General features: G+C 42.2%; 15 protein-coding genes, 9 tRNA genes, 1 rRNA gene and 1 pseudogene. 3 read left to right on the top strand and 23 right to left on the bottom strand.

The features are described from left to right. Positions 1 to 26 precede the first annotated feature (26 nt). The 6 genes from PAN94_RS08585 to rplK form a co-directional block, all read right to left on the bottom strand. Positions 27 to 680 (bottom strand): DUF1803 domain-containing protein, encoded by a 654-nt coding sequence (locus tag PAN94_RS08585; RefSeq protein ID WP_148876020.1) that lies wholly within the window; start codon positions 678 to 680, stop codon positions 27 to 29. Next, positions 673 to 1,185 (bottom strand): YiiX/YebB-like N1pC/P60 family cysteine hydrolase, encoded by a 513-nt coding sequence (locus PAN94_RS08580; protein ID WP_148876018.1) that lies wholly within the window; start codon positions 1,183 to 1,185, stop codon positions 673 to 675. The genes PAN94_RS08585 and PAN94_RS08580 overlap by 8 nt, the downstream gene beginning before the upstream one ends. Positions 1,186 to 1,272: 87 nt before the next feature. Continuing rightward, positions 1,273 to 2,208, bottom strand: coding sequence for a manganese-dependent inorganic pyrophosphatase (locus PAN94_RS08575; RefSeq protein ID WP_148876017.1), 936 nt, complete (start codon positions 2,206 to 2,208; stop codon positions 1,273 to 1,275). Positions 2,209 to 2,518: 310 nt separating this feature from the next. Beyond that, positions 2,519 to 3,967, bottom strand: a complete 1,449-nt coding sequence (locus tag PAN94_RS08570) for an APC family permease (protein ID WP_061910139.1) — start codon at positions 3,965 to 3,967, stop codon at positions 2,519 to 2,521. A gap of 131 nt (positions 3,968 to 4,098) precedes the next feature. Next, complete coding sequence (gene rplA / locus PAN94_RS08565; RefSeq protein WP_001085675.1) at positions 4,099 to 4,788, bottom strand: 50S ribosomal protein L1; 690 nt, start codon at positions 4,786 to 4,788, stop codon at positions 4,099 to 4,101. Between the two features lie 97 nt (positions 4,789 to 4,885). Next, the gene (gene rplK / locus PAN94_RS08560) at positions 4,886 to 5,311 is read right to left on the bottom strand and encodes a 50S ribosomal protein L11 (RefSeq protein WP_001085808.1); all 426 of its coding nucleotides are present in this window, start codon (positions 5,309 to 5,311) and stop codon (positions 4,886 to 4,888) included. A 149-nt stretch (positions 5,312 to 5,460) separates the two neighbouring features. Here rplK and PAN94_RS08555 point away from each other — a divergent pair, with 149 nt between their 5' ends. Then, a complete protein-coding gene (locus PAN94_RS08555) occupies positions 5,461 to 5,808 on the top strand; it encodes a DUF3397 domain-containing protein (protein ID WP_125380369.1) in 348 nt (115 codons plus the stop codon). A 106-nt stretch (positions 5,809 to 5,914) separates the two neighbouring features. Here PAN94_RS08555 and gloA2 read toward each other — a convergent pair whose 3' ends face one another. The 4 genes and pseudogenes from gloA2 to PAN94_RS09845 form a co-directional block, all read right to left on the bottom strand. After that, a complete protein-coding gene (gene gloA2 / locus PAN94_RS08550; protein WP_285875504.1) occupies positions 5,915 to 6,301 on the bottom strand; it encodes an SMU1112c/YaeR family gloxylase I-like metalloprotein in 387 nt (128 codons plus the stop codon). A 110-nt stretch (positions 6,302 to 6,411) separates the two neighbouring features. Continuing rightward, positions 6,412 to 8,709, bottom strand: a complete 2,298-nt coding sequence (locus tag PAN94_RS08545) for a DNA translocase FtsK (RefSeq protein ID WP_285875503.1) — start codon at positions 8,707 to 8,709, stop codon at positions 6,412 to 6,414. Between the two features lie 71 nt (positions 8,710 to 8,780). Then, positions 8,781 to 8,973: pseudogene (locus tag PAN94_RS08540) on the bottom strand (PspC domain-containing protein). Positions 8,974 to 9,105: 132 nt separating this feature from the next. Then, positions 9,106 to 9,228: a DUF2798 domain-containing protein gene (locus tag PAN94_RS09845; RefSeq protein ID WP_502963018.1), complete on the bottom strand. Its 123-nt coding sequence runs from the start codon at positions 9,226 to 9,228 to the stop codon at positions 9,106 to 9,108. A gap of 286 nt (positions 9,229 to 9,514) precedes the next feature. Between PAN94_RS09845 and PAN94_RS08535 the strand changes: the two genes are divergently transcribed. After that, entirely contained in the window at positions 9,515 to 9,934 is a 420-nt protein-coding gene (locus PAN94_RS08535) for an NUDIX hydrolase (protein ID WP_285875502.1), read from the top strand. Between the two features lie 55 nt (positions 9,935 to 9,989). Further along, positions 9,990 to 10,784, top strand: a complete 795-nt coding sequence (locus PAN94_RS08530) for a peptidylprolyl isomerase (RefSeq protein ID WP_285875501.1) — start codon at positions 9,990 to 9,992, stop codon at positions 10,782 to 10,784. Positions 10,785 to 10,983: 199 nt separating this feature from the next. Here PAN94_RS08530 and ldcB read toward each other — a convergent pair whose 3' ends face one another. The 13 genes from ldcB to rrf all read right to left on the bottom strand — a co-directional run bounded on the left by ldcB (position 10,984) and on the right by rrf (position 15,877). Next, positions 10,984 to 11,766: an LD-carboxypeptidase LdcB/DacB gene (ldcB, locus tag PAN94_RS08525; RefSeq protein WP_285875500.1), complete on the bottom strand. Its 783-nt coding sequence runs from the start codon at positions 11,764 to 11,766 to the stop codon at positions 10,984 to 10,986. 9 nt (positions 11,767 to 11,775) lie between these two features. Beyond that, a complete protein-coding gene (locus PAN94_RS08520; protein WP_285875499.1) occupies positions 11,776 to 13,491 on the bottom strand; it encodes a TcaA second domain-containing protein in 1,716 nt (571 codons plus the stop codon). An 18-nt stretch (positions 13,492 to 13,509) separates the two neighbouring features. After that, positions 13,510 to 14,640 carry a DUF6574 domain-containing protein gene (locus tag PAN94_RS08515; RefSeq protein WP_285875497.1) on the bottom strand — a complete coding sequence of 377 codons (1,131 nt, stop codon included), beginning with the start codon at positions 14,638 to 14,640 and terminating at the stop codon, positions 13,510 to 13,512. Positions 14,641 to 14,915: 275 nt separating this feature from the next. Continuing rightward, positions 14,916 to 14,989 (bottom strand) — tRNA-Pro (locus PAN94_RS08510). Between the two features lie 42 nt (positions 14,990 to 15,031). After that, a tRNA-Arg gene (locus PAN94_RS08505) sits at positions 15,032 to 15,105 on the bottom strand. An 18-nt stretch (positions 15,106 to 15,123) separates the two neighbouring features. Next, positions 15,124 to 15,209 (bottom strand) — tRNA-Leu (locus PAN94_RS08500). A gap of 5 nt (positions 15,210 to 15,214) precedes the next feature. Further along, positions 15,215 to 15,286 (bottom strand) — tRNA-Gly (locus PAN94_RS08495). A gap of 18 nt (positions 15,287 to 15,304) precedes the next feature. Beyond that, a tRNA-Thr gene (locus tag PAN94_RS08490) sits at positions 15,305 to 15,377 on the bottom strand. 15 nt (positions 15,378 to 15,392) lie between these two features. Continuing rightward, positions 15,393 to 15,474 (bottom strand) — tRNA-Leu (locus PAN94_RS08485). Positions 15,475 to 15,479: 5 nt separating this feature from the next. Beyond that, positions 15,480 to 15,552, bottom strand: a tRNA-Lys gene (locus PAN94_RS08480). Between the two features lie 30 nt (positions 15,553 to 15,582). Next, positions 15,583 to 15,655, bottom strand: a tRNA-Asp gene (locus PAN94_RS08475). Positions 15,656 to 15,659: 4 nt separating this feature from the next. Then, positions 15,660 to 15,732: transfer RNA gene (locus PAN94_RS08470), tRNA-Val, on the bottom strand. Between the two features lie 29 nt (positions 15,733 to 15,761). Beyond that, positions 15,762 to 15,877, bottom strand: a 5S ribosomal RNA gene (gene rrf / locus PAN94_RS08465). Between the last annotated feature and the right edge of the window lie 11 nt (positions 15,878 to 15,888).

Genomic DNA, 15,888 nt, shown 5'->3' with positions numbered 1-15,888 from the left:
TAATTTTTCCCTCATTCAAAAAACTATCAGTCCAATTGGAACACTAGGCGTTCCTTGTCAAAGCTAGCCTTCAACTCATACTTGCCAGCCTCATTCTGACGAATGTAACCTAGAATCACCAGACTATCGACAAAAATGTCTCGACGCTTCTGCAGGAGCTCATCCTTACGGACATACTTGAGGAGGAAAGTCGTCATATACTTGAGGGCATATTCTGGATTCACATCTCCCAAAATAGCATAAAGGGGCTTCTGCTCCTCAGACAGCGGATACTGTCGCTGCATTTTATAAAAATAATTAGACAAGGTCAGTTTATCTCTCTGAAAATCGGTCTTTTCCAGCAGAATAGCCGCATTAGTCTGATTAGCAAGCTGAGTCTCAAAGCTCAAATTCAACAATTCCTGATAGATCGGACTATCATCTCGAATAAAGATTTCCTGATCCAAAGATAGATTTTCAAGATTATCCAAAAGCGGAACCTGCTGATAATAGCGCTTATTCTCCCGCCGGATATAGCCCGCCTTGATACATTCCTCCATAAAGCGATCTAGATTGGGAAAGCCCGCAAATTCACGTTTGATTTCTCTTAAAATCACATCATCCTGCTGATCCAGATAATTGATTAGTTTTTCAAATAAGGGCTGTCGTGTCAGCCGAGTCGGATTTATAATTTTAATCATGAAGCTCTCCTTTAAAAATGAGCTTGGCTGACTGAGCCAACTGACTGGGATTGGTTCCAGGCTTCCCTAATGGCACGACCACGCCCAAGTCCTCATAGTAAGCCTGCCAAAACGCAGAAACCACATTTTCACCATCAGCAAACTGCATGGGAATGGTCTCAAAAATTGGCAAAATCTGAGCAATATACTCCGAACAGTAAAATCCCTCGCTCTCAGCACAAAAACTAGCATTATAAGGCTTTCCAAGATGGGACTTGGCTTCTTTAAAGACGCTGGCCGCATCTATCTCAGGATAAGCAAAGACATGATACATGTCCCCTTCCTCCAAAAGCTGGCTCAAGGGCTGATGGGCCACTCCCTTTTCCAGCGTTGCATGGTAAATCTCACCATCAAAAAAGATACCCACATGGCTATAGGAGCCCGTTGCTGTCCGAATCGCTGCTGCCATCTCGGATTGACCGACTGTGAACAGCAGGTCACCATTTTGTAAATCTTGAATCTTCATTTCTCTCGTCTATCAAAAAAGGAGCCGAAACTCCTTTACATGTGTGGAAAACCAGTGTTTCCTATCTTTTAGTTGTCATTTAAACTATTAAGCATTAAAGCTTTCAGTCAACTGAGGCACGACTTGTTTCTTACGTGAAACAGCACCTGGAAGGAAAGCGTGGTTGTTTTCAAGTTTGAAGTTAAAGGCTGCTTCGACCTTGTCCATGTTTGCGCCAATTGCAAGGATTTCTGAGTTTGAGTTCACGATATCTGTAATCATCAAAACAAAGTCAGAATAGCCATTTGCTGCAATAGCCGCTTGCATTGCTGCCTCGATTTCTGCTTGGCGTTCTAAAACTTCAGCAATATCTACAGTGTTGACTTGTGCTACACGGACATTGTTTCCGTTCAATTCAAAAGTCTTAGCATCAATGTCAATCAATTCTTCAGCAGATTTGCTTGCCAAGTTTGTACCAGCCTTCAGCATAGCGAGACCGTATTCTTCCAAGTTCACACCTGCTAAATCAGCCAACTCAGGAGCAATATCCTTATCACTTGGGTGTGTCGTTGGAGATTTCAAGAGAAGTGTATCTGAAATCAAACCAGATAACATCAAACCAGCAAGCTCTTTAGGAACTGCCACACCGTGTTCTTTAAACATACGATAAACGATAGAAGACGCTGACCCAACAGGTTCCAAACGCATGTAAAGTGGGCTTGCAGTTTCAAAGTTAGCTACACGGTGGTGGTCCACCACGCCATAAATTTCCACTTCAGCAATATCTGAAACAGACTGTTGGAATTCGTTGTGGTCAGTCAAGATAACTTGCTCTGCACCTTCCGCTTTAGCAGATGTGATGACGCGTGGTGCTTCTACACCAAAATAGTTCAATACAAAGGCTGTTTCTTCATTTGGAGTCCCAAGAGCTACTGCTTCTGTATCCAAACCGTAAGCTGTTTTTGCAAGATAAGCAAAGGCTACAGATGACCCGATGGCATCTGAGTCTGGATTTTGGTGACCAAATACTAGAATCTTAGACATGATAATACCTCTTTGTTTTTAATAATATTTATTCCACTTATTTTACCACAATTATGGGTATTTCACAAAAGGAGAAGGATATTTTCTTGAGAAAAATTGTAGCTTTGCGATAGAGGGCTGAGCTGAACCTTCAAAATAATCATCCAACCTTAACCGTCGATACAAGCACCATCTCTGATGAAAGTCCCCCAGAAGAAACGCTTGCTTTATCATTTTTATTTCCTGTGAAAGGATTTTTTCCTAAAAAAAGCCCTATCATAAGATAGGGCTGAAAAATTTATCAATTTAGCGATAGAGGCGATCGTCACTACTATTTAAGTGACTGTCTCTTCTCCCGTTTAGCCAAAAGTGGCAAGATGACACCTAAACTAATCAAGACAATCGGTGTCAAGATATTTGTCATCAGAGAGAAGCGCCAACCAGCTGGATCAACCGCATAATCTACTTTGGGAACCATACCTAAAATACAAGCAAAAGCTGTGAAAAGGAAGCACCAAGCTCCGATGATAAAGCCAAATTTCGGATTTTTAGTAAGTTTGTATTCCGCATCCTTGTATTTCTTCCAAGCTTTATTGAGCAACATATAAGCCACGAATACCCAAAGATAACGCATCGGCATAACAATAGAGTTAAGATTAGTCATCCATTTAACCAGACCATCAATTTCCTTGATTCCAAAGATTGGTAGGACAATCAGGAAGCTTACCAAAATCCCTGTCAGAATATAACCGTTAATCAATACACCTTTTGATGTCCGCTTACGTAGCCAGCTTGGAACAAATTCTTCATCTGCATTATTTAGCAAGATTTGTAGAGGCGCGTCAATTGAGAAGGCCAAGGCCGCAATCTGTCCCACCATATTGGTCAGGGCATAGATAACTACCAGTACATTACCCACGCCCCAGTAGTTACCCAGCATTTGGAAGGCTTGATAAGCACCGTTACGCATCAAATCTTCAGGAATATTGCTACCGTCAAAGAGCATACCCATGGCCAGAGAACCTAAAATCGCAGAGGCTCCAACCATGATGGCCATGATGATCATCCCTTTTGGAAATTCCTTAGCGGGATTGCGTGTTTGGTTAACGTAAGGCGAAATCTTCTCAGCCCCACCTACCGCAAAGACCAAAAGCGAGATAGTCGTAAAGTATGAAAAATCAAAATTAGGAATGTAAGTGCTGAGCTTGTCCATATTAGCCGTTGCAAACTGCATATCCGGCTTGATAAAAGGCGCACCAACCGCTAATAGAACAAAAAGGAAGGACATAATCAGCATCGCACTTCCAGCTAGACCGCCAATGACCTTGAGCGTGGATAGACCCTTGGTAGACAAGTAGAGAAAGGCACCGAAAATCAGCAAACTAAGAATAACAATCCAGTGAATATCAAGACTGCTCAAAAAATCGCCATTTCCTTGGATAGCCCATCCTAAAGGAATCAGAACTCCCTGTGGCTTTTGTGCCAAGTAGGGAATATGCACCACCCAGTAAGTCCAAGCCGCAAAATAAGCCAAGCGCTTGGTAGAGGTCTTCTCCACCCAGTCGCTGACACCACCTCCGCTCTCCTTGAAGGTCGAGCCTAGCTGCCCCACGATGAGGGCATAGGGAATAAAGTAAATGGCCAGGATAAGAATCCAAGAAACAACGACCGAAATCCCTTGTTGGGAGTAGTTGTTGACCACATTTCCCAGACCCCAAACCATATTAAAGGCAATCAGGGACACCATCAGCCAAGTCAGCTGGTTCTGATCTTTTTTCATCATTCATCTCCTTTGAATATAAAATAAATAGTTCCATAAAATTATACCATGTTTTTACATTTTTTGTAACCGTCTTCAGCATGTTTTGTCCAAAAAAAAAGAGCTACCCGTAGGTAGCTCAAGTTCAATTCTTAAAGTGAGTTCACGTCAACCTTGATACCAACACCTTGAGTAGTTGTGATTGTCAAGTTTGTTACGTAAGTTCCTTTAGCTGTAGCTGGTTTTGCCTTCTGGATTGTTTCGTTGAAGGCTTTGAAGTTTTCAACCAATTTTTCAGCTTCAAATGATACTTTACCGATGATTGCTTGAACGTTACCTGCACGGTCAGCACGGTAAGTGATCTTACCACCTTTAGACTCTTCAACTGCTTTAGCAACATCCATTGTTACAGTACCAGTTTTAGGGTTTGGCATCAAGTTACGTGGTCCAAGGACACGTCCAAGACGTCCAACAAGAGCCATCATGTCAGGTGTAGCGATAACTACATCAAAGTCCAACCAACCGTCGTTGATTTTCGCAACAAGGTCATCTTCACCAACAAAGTCTGCACCAGCAGCTTTTGCCTCTTCAGCTTTTGCACCACGTGCGAAAACAAGAACGCGTGAAGTTTTACCAGTACCGTTTGGCAATACCATTGCGCCACGGATTTGTTGGTCAGCTTTTTTAACGTCGATGTTCAAGTTGTAAGCAACTTCTACAGTTGCGTCAAATTTTGCAAAGTTAGTTTCTTTTGCAAGTGCTACAGCTTCTTCTACACTGTATGCTTTTGTGCTGTCGATTTTCTCAAGAGCAGCACGAAGTTGTTTGCTTTTTTTAGCCATTTTCTATTCTCCTTGTAAGTGGTTCAATCGATTTTCATCTCCCACGTCACTTCTCGAAATGATGAAGTCTTGCGGGTTATATTGGGGGTGTTATTGATTAGTCAACAACAGTGAATCCCATAGAACGAGCAGTACCTTCGATCATACGCATTGCAGACTCAATGTTTGCTGCGTTCAAATCTGGCATCTTAGTTTCTGCAATTTCTTGTACTTGTGCACGAGTAACTGTAGCAACTTTCGTTTTGTTAGGTGTACCTGATCCTTTTTCAACACCTGCAGCTTTTTTCAAAAGAACAGCAGCTGGTGGTGTCTTTGTAACGAAAGTAAATGATTTATCTTCGTATACTGAGATAACAACTGGAATGATCATACCAGCTTGATCAGCTGTACGAGCGTTGAACTCTTTTGTGAATCCCATGATGTTGATACCAGCTTGACCAAGAGCAGGTCCAACCGGTGGAGCTGGAGTAGCTTTACCAGCAGGGATTTGCAATTTTACAAGTTTTTCGACTTTTTTAGCCATTTTTAAATCCTCCTTTGTGGTTTTGGCGGTAATTAGAGATTTTTACCTCCCACAAGTATGCTTTTTGCATACTTTTCTATTATACACTAATCTTTTCAAAATGCAAGAAAAATTCTTATATTTTCTTATTTTTATGGTAAAATGGTTACATGGTATTATTAAAAATTGCTTCTGTATTATTTATTTTTTTAACACTTATCTTATCGATTATCGCGGTGAAGGTCTTCAAGCTAAGAAAATTTGGCTTGAATTTTGCAGATTTGGCTTTCCCTTTTTTTGCTATAGAGTTGTATATCATTTCAGACAAAGCCTTCTACCATAGTCTTTTACCCCACCTATTATTCGTCTTGTCTGGCCTGTCTATCGCTATCACAGCTTATTTTCTCAGGAAAAAACGGACTTTCTACTATCCCAAGTTCTTTAAATTCTTCTGGCGAGCTGGTTTTATCTTGACTTTCTTTATGTACCTAGCCATGGTCATCGGTCTCTTTTTGTAACAACGTAAGACACGCCCCCATTGGTTATAGCCGATGGGGTTTTCGTATGCGGAACTTACAAGTCATGTTTTTACTGAGAAACAAATATCTTCCGATTCTCTTAGTCTTATTCGTGAATCTCTAGAGGCAGACCATCGGGATCAAAGAAGAAAGCCATCTTACGACCATCAAAGTCGTCATAGCGCAGCTCAGTATGGGGAATCTCCAAACGATCAAATTCCGCTAGCGTTTCTTCAACATTTGTTACTCGGAAGGCTAGATGCCGCAGACCAGTATGCTCTGGAGCTGGCAAGGCTGGCCGCTTGGGAGCTTCTTCCTTGATGAAAATTTCCAGCGTCAGATTTCCTTTGCGGACATTAAAGAGAATGTCCTTCTTGTCGGGTCGATGGTGCTCATCCAGCTGCTCAAAGCCCAGCTTTTCCACATAAAAATCCTTAGTCTTGGCATAATCATGGCCAATAATCGCAATATGGTGAATGCTATCCAGTTTCATAGCTTTTTTCCTTTCCTTAACAAAAAAGTAGAGAAAATCTGCCGGCTGACTGCTGACAGATTTGTTTTTATCAAATGATTATCTTGCTAGCAAACTAGTGAAAATAAAGATTAATTAGTCTGCAAAACCTTTCTCGGCTTGGTTCCTTCGGCTGGACCGATAACGCCTGCCGCTTCAAGTTCTTCCATGAGACGAGTGGCCCGATTAAAGCCGACCGAGAGTCGCCGCTGGATCATCGAAGCGCTGGCTTTCTGAGTCTCGATAACCAAGGCCTTGGCTTCTTCAAAGAGCGGATCACCTTCATCGTCGCCACCGCCAGACTCCATATCACTTTCAGATACTTCACCAGGATCAAAGCTATCGTCATAGTCAGCTTCAGCTTGATTCTTGACAAAGGCTACAATTCGCTCCACATCTTCATCTGAGATGAAGGAGCCCTGCAAACGAACTGGATGGTTTTCATCAATCGGCTTAAAGAGCATGTCTCCTCTACCCAAGAGCTTTTCTGCCCCATTTTCATCCAGAATGGTCCGACTGTCTGTCCCGCTGGACACAGCAAAGGCAATCCGAGAGGGTACATTGGCCTTAATCAAGCCCGAGATAACATCTACAGATGGCCGCTGGGTAGCCAGAATCATGTGAATCCCAGCCGCACGCGCTTTTTGTCCCAAACGAATAATAGCGTCTTCCACTTCCTTGCTGGCCACCATCATAAGGTCTGCCAGCTCGTCCACGATGACGACGATTAGAGGCAAGGGAATCTGCTTATATTCTGACTGAGCATTGTACTCAGCTACTTTAGCATTGTAGCCGGCAATATTACGGGCACCGACCTTGGAGAAGAGTTCATAGCGGTTTTCCATCTCGTCTACAACCTTCTGGAGGGCGCGGCTGGCCTTGCGAGGATTGGTTACGACTGGGATAAGCAAGTGGGGAATGTCATTATAAACGGACAGCTCCACCATCTTAGGATCCACCATCATAAACTTGACTTCATCCGGTCTGGCCTTCATGAGAATGCTGGCAATAATACCGTTGACGGCCACAGATTTACCAGAGCCAGTAGAGCCAGCCACCAAGAGGTGAGGCATCTTAGCCAAGTCAAAGGAGCGGACAGAGCCGTTGACAGCCTTCCCAAGTGGGATTTCTAGGAGCTTGCTGGCATCCGTTTTCGACTGGTCCCAGAGTTCTCGGAAGGTCACGGTCGCAATTTCAGAGTTGGGCACTTCGATCCCGACAAGAGACTTTCCAGGAATTGGTGCCTCAATTCGCACATCCTTGGCAGCTAGAGCGAGAGCCAAGTCATCCGCCAGATTGGAGATCCGATTGACCCGAACGCCGACAGCTGGCTTAACCTCGTACTTGGTGACAGAAGGCCCGATTTCAGCCCGCTCAACAGCAGCCTTGATGCCAAAACTAGCAAAGGTTTCTTCCAAAATCTTGATATTCTCTCGGACAATCCGCTTTTCTTTGGACTGATTTTTAGGCTTATCAGGCGCAAAGAGATTGATAGTGGGTAATTTATAGTCTAGATTTTCTTTGGTCGTAAAATCTACCTCTACGCCCACCTCTGCTTCTCCTGTTTCCTCTTCTTGACCAAAATCTAGCGGCTCATGAGGATTATAGTCTCCCTCGCCAGCATAGTCCGCCTCATCAAAGTCCATAGGCGAATAGGACAAATGCTCGTCATCTAAAATCTCCCCCGTTTCAGGATCCACTTCAGTCTCTGCCTGCTCTACCTCAATGGCTTGCATAGCTGCCTGTGCAGCTTTCTCCTCCTGCTCAAGAAAACGAAGCTGACGTTTTTCTTCCTCTTTTTCTCTCCAGTTTTGGAAAGTCACGCTAAATTTCTCAGCAAGATCATAAAGCGACCATGGACTCATGAGCAGGGCCCCCAGCAAAATCAGGAGCAGGCCAATGAAATAGGAGCCGATATTTGAAAAAAGAAAAGAAATCGGAGCATAAAGAGCCGCCCCAATCAGCCCACCACCAGCAAATGAGGACACTTTAAAGGCCAACAAATCTGTCAAGACTCGCGTAAGCGTTGTGGATAAAACCTGCCCTTTCAAATGCAAAACATGAACAAAATAGGCTTGAAAAATTAAGCTGAGTCCTAAGAAAAAGCTGATAAAGCCCGAAATCTTCCCCTCATGTTTGTGCAGCCACTTAAAGAAAAAGAGATAAAACAAGGCAGCTAGAATCGCCACATAAGCCAGACTCCCTACCAGAACCCGAATTAAGTTATAAATGGTGACTCCAAAAGCCCCCAGCTTCAAAGCAGCAAACAATAAAGCGATAGCCAAAGCAAAGGTGACTATCATCCGTCGAATCGCTTTTTGTCTTTCTAATTCCGCTTTTGTCGGCCGTCTCGTAGTCCGACTGTTTTTTGTATTTTTCTTATTTGCCATAACTTTCATTATACCATATTTTAAGATCTTCTAAACAGAAAACTAGCTGCCTTTTGCAACTAGTTTCTGCCTTATTCTTCTGGCAAAATCACCCAGAAAATGAGGTAGGGAAGAAGCCCAATCCCATAAGCAAAAAAGGAAACTCCCCAGATGACACGAATGATGACCGGATCAATATTAAAATACCGAGCCAAGCCGAGCCAAGCCGGAGCAAACTCCCGCAATGATTTTATCATCAGCACTTCTTGTTAAACGTCTTGCCATAATCAAACTCCCTTCAAATCAACGATAAATTTTTATCAAACGAAACCAATGATTTTTATCTTATTTTACCATAATTTTTCCTCAAATAATTGTTGGAACTTCACTATCGCCCTCAAAATCTTCAACTTTTTCTTAATTCGGGAAAGGTTTCTGGATACGCCCTAGTATAAAAGGCGAGAGCGGTCCAACCAAGAGGAAGTTGAGGGGGACTGCCATTACAAAGTTTGTTCCCCAAGCTCCCAAATAGCTTTCCACTGACAAGGATACGCCCTAATATTTTGTGAGCGCTTATGATGAACGAAGGACCAGTTCTTTGACCAATGTTTCTACTAAAAAAGCTGTTATAAAAGCAGATGAACAATATAGCTTCCTTAAAATTTATAGGCACAAGTGCTCCATTTCTGATGTATAACGTTCATCTTAACATATATATTTTTATAGAAAGCGGAAATTTCAAGAAAGTGTTTCTATAGCTCAGATTGGTAATCTCTAGCTATTTTTGCTAGACTATTTAGAAGAAAACAGCGGAAAGGAGAATAGTATGCGAGCAGGTGTGATTGTCTACAATCCTTTCTTGGACAAGATTTTACTGATTCACCGCTGGAAGAATGGGCAAGAGTATTTGGTAATTCCCGGTGGGACTATCGAACTTGGAGAAGGGCCTTTAGAAGCTGCTTTACGGGAAATGAAAGAAGAAGTCAATCTTAGTTTTTCTGCTGACCAGCTGCACACAGCTTTTTCCTTTAACAATCAGGGAAAAGAGGAGTATTATTTCTACACCAGTCTAAGTACGGCTGAGACTCCCCTCATGCAGGGCGAGGAGCTCGAGCGCAGTAGTCTCCAAAACATTTACCAGCCCGAATGGATCAGCTTGCAAGCACTTTACAACCACAATCTGCGTCCAGAAAGCCTTAAATCGCTACTCTTGGAATTACTGACGCAGGAAAGTTTGAAAAACTAAAGCACTTATAGTAAAATAGCAATAGTTCATAAACTTACGCATAGAAAGGTTATTTATGAAAAAAATCATTCTTTTTAGTCTTTTATCTGCACTTGCTCTGACGGGCTGCTCCACTAAAGAAGATTCTACTACCAAGTCCTCCAGCGCTCCTAAGCAGTCTTCTACTACCGATACCAGCTCTGAGGCAGCTGAAGCTCAAAAACTCCGTGAACAGTATAAGGATGCCATGACCAATGAAAATGCTAACTTCCCACAACTATCTACAGAAGTTGCTGAAGATGAAGCTGAAGTCAAGATTATCACAACACAAGGAGACATTCGCCTCAAGCTGTTTCCTAAATACGCTCCTTTAGCTGTCAAAAATTTTCTGACACATGCAAAGGAAGGCTATTATGATGGGGTCATTTTCCACCGCGTTATCAATGATTTCATGATTCAGACCGGCGATCCTAAAGGAGATGGCACGGGGGGCGAATCCATTTGGAAAGGCAAGAATGAGTCTATTGACTCAGGAAATGGCTTCAAGAATGAATATTCTCCTTACCTCTACAACTTGCGCGGTGCACTAGCCATGGCCAATGCTGGAAAAGACACCAACGGCAGTCAATTTTTCATCAACCAAAGCAAGAAAGACTTATCCAAACAATTACCGACCGACACCTTCCCAGCTAAAATTATTGAAGCTTACAAAAATGGTGGAAATCCAAGTCTTGACGGCGGCTATACCGTCTTTGGTCAAGTCATTGAAGGCATGGATGTGGTAGACAAAATCGCTGCCACAGAAACTGGCGATAAAGATAAACCCAAAACAGACATTAAAATCGAAAAGATTGAAATTATAAAAGAATAGGAAAAAGTCAACTCGAGCTCTGCTCATCTTATGAGTTATGCCTTAGCATCAACAAAAGAAAAAACCAGTCCCCAAAAAACGAGGACTGGTTTTACTATGCATTTTTCTAATCATCCAGCAGCTCAACTCCACTTTTAAAGTGAGATATGTAGCTTCTAACTTTTTAGAATAAGGTAGACACTGAGTCTGCAATTAGATTTTATTGGGCATAATTACCACCTGTAAAATGATAATACTCTTCCAGTGTGAGACCAGATTCGGAAATTTCCTTGGCCTCTTTTCCTACATAGCGTAGATGCCAACTTTCAGGCACATAGCCAGTAGACCCCTCCTTGCCAACAGGATAGCGTACTACAAAACCATATTTATAGGCATTGTCCAAGAGCCACTGACTAGCTCCAGCTTCTTCAACCAGATTGCCGCTACTATCAATCAGATCAAATGCTAAACCAGTTTGGTGCTCACTGTAGCCTGGTCTTGCCGAATAGCGATCAGCCGCAGCTAGTCCATCTCGATTCACATAACTTTGATAAAGGCCGACCTGAGTTTGATAGCTACGAAAACCGCTATATTGGTTGCTGATAGGATAACCTTTGGACTGCATATCTGCGATTAACTTAAGTAGTTCTGCTTTAGCAGTCGGATTCTCACCTGGATTGTAGTCAGCTGATAATGGATAGTGTTTATTGGCGATGACTATTTCGTCATATTTCCCTTGAACGCTATAGTAGCTTCCGTTGTAAGAAACATTTTTATCAACAGTTACGTCCTGTTTCTGCTCCTTCTTAGACTCCGTACCATCCGATTCACTCCTTGTATCTTGGCTAGATGACCGATCTTTTTCAGCCTCTTTTTTTTCAACAGATACATTTGAGCTACTTGCCTGCTTGTTTGTATTACTTACAGTCTTGTCTTTGGCTGCTGAGCAAGCACTTAAAAGCAAGACTGCCATTGCTAGAAAAATAAGTTTATTATATTTCATTGTATTCCACTAACTTTCTGAAACTTCAATATTGTAGATTGCAAAGGAATTTCCGGTCGGCTTCAAATAGTAAGTTTTATTTTTTCTATTGACACTATTTGGAGTACTATCAATATAGTGAACTGTATAGTCTTCATAAGTCGTCACAATATAGGAGCCGTTCTCCTCTCTCACTGCACGGATATCCAAAGCTCCTGGATCGTAATAATCAATTTTCGCCTTCTTGACACCACCACCTGTAGTCCACTCAACCATCTCTTTGTATGATGGACTAGAAGTGTCATAATATTGAGCATAATAATTAGAACGATTAGAGACCGATCTGAAAACAGCCGTGCGATATTCGCTAAGGAAATTAGTGATTTTTGCCTTGTTAGCTTCTACCTTTTTAGCTTCTTCGTCCTTTTCTTTGATCTTATCTGTCACTTCTTTAGGTAAAGATAAAGCAACATCAAGCGTGTCTCCCTTGACAACAATACTTTCCTTGTTGGTTACAAAAGTGTTATCAGCAACAACAAACTTAGCATAAACTTCCAGTTCTTGATGTGGTACAACTTGAATATCTGTTTCCAAGCTACTACCAATTTCTTTACCATTTACAACAATTTTAAGGTCTGTTGCATTTGAAGCTTCTGCTGGCATAGTAATCTTCAATCGTTTCTTTTCAGACTTAAGATCTAATTTAATTTCATTATTCTTAGCAGTGGCTAAATCAAGCTGAATCTTACTCTCAATCTCTCCAACTTCCGTCTTCCCTTTCAAGGTAAATTCCTGCTTAATAAAATGATATTTGCCAATATTCGTCTCAGCATTCTTACTCAAAGGAAGGCTTTTCTTATCTCCTGCTTTGATGCTCGCATTGTCTAAGTTCGTGTTAACCTTAACCTCTACTGGATAGGCCACTATTTGATATTCCTGAAAAATCCCAAATTTCTTGCTTTTTTCAGTTACACCTAAAAGTTTATTCTGATTGTCATCAATATAGGCTGATTTTCCCTTTGACTTAGCAATGTTATCCAGCTCGGTCTCAATATTGATTTCTTGACTCTCTAAGTGGTCGACCAAAGCCCTCGCGTCTGCACGTGTCCACTTATCTGAGTTAGAAGAAAGCAGGTTTGCGATTCCATCATAATCCTTTTTAGTAACCGCCTTTGCAAAATCATCCGTAACAACTTTAACACCTGTCACTGAGCTCAAATAAAGAAAAGCTGCCACCAAAACAGAAAGTAGAATAAGAGGAAAAGCAATCATCACGACCTTCTTCTTCGACCTTCTTTTTTGTATTGGTTTTTGAGGCAATTCCGATTCCAGTAATTCAGAGCGAATAGGTAGATTAAGAAAACCTTGATTTCTAGCTTCTAAAAATTCCTCTTTAGTCGGCTTTCTACCAATATTCTTCTCGAAAGCTTGCAGCCAATTCTCCCGTTGCTCTTGGTATTGATCAGGCTCTGAAAACTCTTGCTTCTCTTCTTTAAGAGGCTCCTCAACAGATTCTTCTTTGAAAAACTCTAGGGCTGGCTCCTCTTGCCCCAAATTTTCTTCCTGAGTCACCGAGCTTTGCTTCTCTTCAGCTGGCCCATCGTTACTTTGTCCTGCAGGAGCCGCAATAGAAATAATCTTCTTGGGATCAAAGTCAGAACGTTTTCCTTCTAAAAACTCATCTGCGGTTGGCTTTCTACCAATGACTTGCTCAAAAAGCTCAACCCACTTTTCTTTCGTTACCATAAATCACCTCCAAGAACTTTACATCATCATAAGACTCATCAGCAATGAGAAAGCGATGAAAGTAAAGATAAATGTAATCACACCATTGACAATAATTGCCAGTAAATATTTATAAAAAGGATCCATTGACGTGCTGGATTTTGAATAAATTAAAGCAAAGGTTGCTCCGACCCCAATTAACACTAAGCCAATCCATGCTAGGAAGAGGGAAACAGACATAATCCCAAGTAAACTAAATAAGGCAGAAAAAGCCACAAAAGGTAAGACAATCGCATAGAGTCTGCCATACCAGTCAAATGCCTTATTAAAGCTAAAGCTTCCATCCTTATAGACCATGCGTTTTACAGCAAAGCCTCCTAAAATAATGGAGAAAAGAACGAGGGCTGCCGCTATCAGTGAGACCAAGAAAAGTCTAAAATCAAAAGTCGGACCACTGTAAAAGCCAAAACTCACCGAATGAATAAGATTATAAAAGTTATAATTCACCACAATAGCTGCAAAGAAAACAGTCAATCCTAGGGAAAGATAGCCATTTAATTTGCTACTTTCAACTTCTGAAGTTGGCGACTTCCAAGCAGAAACAAGCCAGGCCCAGAAACCTTTCATCGTTTTAGAAAATTCACTTGTTTGCGCAGGCTGTTGCTGACTATAGTAGGCCTGTGGACCTTGCTGGAAATTCTGCGCATTGAACTGCCCTTGCGGATTGTTTTGATAAGCTTGTTGGTTGAAGCCTTGCGGACCAGAAGATTGAGGCTGTCCAACAAACTGGTTAGGTTGCCAACCATTTGGCTGTTGATAAGGATGGCTCTGCTGGGCAAATGATTGTGTTTGGTTAGCAAAATGATTTTGGTTAGGCTGTTGCTGAGGAAGCTCTTGATATTGCTGCCCAGTTGGCTGAGTGAACAATGCTTGCCCATTCTGTTCCTGAAAACTATTTTGCGGCTGAGCATAATATTCACCGTTTGAAGCTCCTCCTTGTGCTGGAACAGAGTCTGATATGATTGAGCCAGTTTCACTTCCAACTTGATTCGTACTTGTCACCTCAGGTTCCACAAATTCACCAGCCAGCAAAGCTTGAGCAATTTCTGCATCCGTTGCTGAACGACCATTCACAGCTTCAAAATACTCGAGCCAATCTTGCTTTAACATATAAAAATCTCCCATCAATAAATGATTATCCACATATTAGTATACAAAAAATTAAGTAAAAATTCAATCAAGGCAATAGGCACGCATAAATAGCAAAAAATATGAAGTAAGCCAAATACTTTAATCAAAAAGTAAAAAGGCCACATCCTATATGGATACTATCTAATTTACGAAAACTTATAAATTATAGAAACATTATAGAAAAGCAAAAAACCAGAACCCATAAAATATAAAAAACAACAGCATTTAGCCGTTGTCTTTTATGAATTAGCATATCGGGAAGACAGGATTCGAACCTGCGACACCTTGGTCCCAAACCAAGTACTCTACCAAGCTGAGCTACTTCCCGATCATAAGTAAAAACGGAGTCATAGGACCTCGTTTGCCTTCATGCACCCTAGAGGAGTCGAACCTCTAACCGCCTGATTCGTAGTCAGGTACTCTATCCAGTTGAGCTAAGGGTGCCCTGTCGCATATCCGCTATGCCGAGGACCGGAATCGAACCGGTACGATCGTTACCAATCGCAGGATTTTAAGTCCTGTGCGTCTGCCAGTTCCGCCACCCCGGCCTCAAAGCGAACGACGGGATTCGAACCCGCGACCCCCACCTTGGCAAGGTGGTGTTCTACCACTGAACTACGTTCGCATCTCTATCCAAAAAAAATGCCGGCTACATGACTTGAACACGCGACCCTCTGATTACAAATCAGATGCTCTACCAACTGAGCTAAGCCGGCTCATTTATATTTCTATGCGGGTTAAGGGACTTGAACCCCCACGCCCTAAAGCGCCAGATCCTAAATCTGGTGCGTCTGCCAATTCCGCCAAACCCGCGCTTATGACCCGTACTGGGCTCGAACCAGTGACCCTTTGATTAAAAGTCAAATGCTCTACCAACTGAGCTAACGAGTCTTTCTTCTTGAAACTGTCTAACAATTTCAACGGTCCCGACGGGAATCGAACCCGCGATCTTCGCCGTGACAGGGCGACGTGATAACCGCTACACTACGGGACCTATATGGGAGTTAACGGGATCGAACCGCTGACCCTCTGCTTGTAAGGCAGATGCTCTCCCAGCTGAGCTAAACTCCCAAAAAGGAAGTACTCCGACTTCCTATCCTGCTAAGCGACTACCATATCTCACAGGGGGCAACCCCCAACTACTTCCGGCGTTCTAGGGCTTAACTTCTGTGTTCGGCATGGGTACAGGTGTATCTCCTAGGCTATCGTCACTTAACTTGCTGAATT

Origin of the sequence: Streptococcus sp. SC1 (assembly GCF_030272855.1) — a bacterium.
Taxonomy (GTDB): domain Bacteria; phylum Bacillota; class Bacilli; order Lactobacillales; family Streptococcaceae; genus Streptococcus.
Note: the sequence above shows the minus strand (reverse complement) of the source record. Positions and strands in the feature narration are given on the sequence as shown.

Bases quoted from the DNA above. Each gene is read 5' to 3' on its own strand.
- PAN94_RS08575 (WP_148876017.1), bottom strand. From the start codon at position 2,208: ATGTCTAAGATTCTAGTATTTGGTCACCAAAATCCAGACTCAGATGCC.
- ldcB (WP_285875500.1), bottom strand. From the start codon at position 11,766: ATGAAATATAATAAACTTATTTTTCTAGCAATGGCAGTCTTGCTTTTA.
- rplK (WP_001085808.1), bottom strand. From the start codon at position 5,311: ATGGCTAAAAAAGTCGAAAAACTTGTAAAATTGCAAATCCCTGCTGGT.
- gloA2 (WP_285875504.1), bottom strand. From the start codon at position 6,301: ATGAAACTGGATAGCATTCACCATATTGCGATTATTGGCCATGATTAT.
- PAN94_RS08580 (WP_148876018.1), bottom strand. From the start codon at position 1,185: ATGAAGATTCAAGATTTACAAAATGGTGACCTGCTGTTCACAGTCGGT.
- PAN94_RS08555 (WP_125380369.1), top strand. From the start codon at position 5,461: ATGGTATTATTAAAAATTGCTTCTGTATTATTTATTTTTTTAACACTT.
- PAN94_RS08520 (WP_285875499.1), bottom strand. From the start codon at position 13,491: ATGGTAACGAAAGAAAAGTGGGTTGAGCTTTTTGAGCAAGTCATTGGT.
- PAN94_RS08585 (WP_148876020.1), bottom strand. From the start codon at position 680: ATGATTAAAATTATAAATCCGACTCGGCTGACACGACAGCCCTTATTT.
- PAN94_RS08570 (WP_061910139.1), bottom strand. From the start codon at position 3,967: ATGAAAAAAGATCAGAACCAGCTGACTTGGCTGATGGTGTCCCTGATT.
- PAN94_RS08530 (WP_285875501.1), top strand. From the start codon at position 9,990: ATGAAAAAAATCATTCTTTTTAGTCTTTTATCTGCACTTGCTCTGACG.
- rplA (WP_001085675.1), bottom strand. From the start codon at position 4,788: ATGGCTAAAAAAAGCAAACAACTTCGTGCTGCTCTTGAGAAAATCGAC.
- PAN94_RS08535 (WP_285875502.1), top strand. From the start codon at position 9,515: ATGCGAGCAGGTGTGATTGTCTACAATCCTTTCTTGGACAAGATTTTA.
- PAN94_RS08515 (WP_285875497.1), bottom strand. From the start codon at position 14,640: ATGTTAAAGCAAGATTGGCTCGAGTATTTTGAAGCTGTGAATGGTCGT.
- PAN94_RS08545 (WP_285875503.1), bottom strand. From the start codon at position 8,709: ATGGCAAATAAGAAAAATACAAAAAACAGTCGGACTACGAGACGGCCG.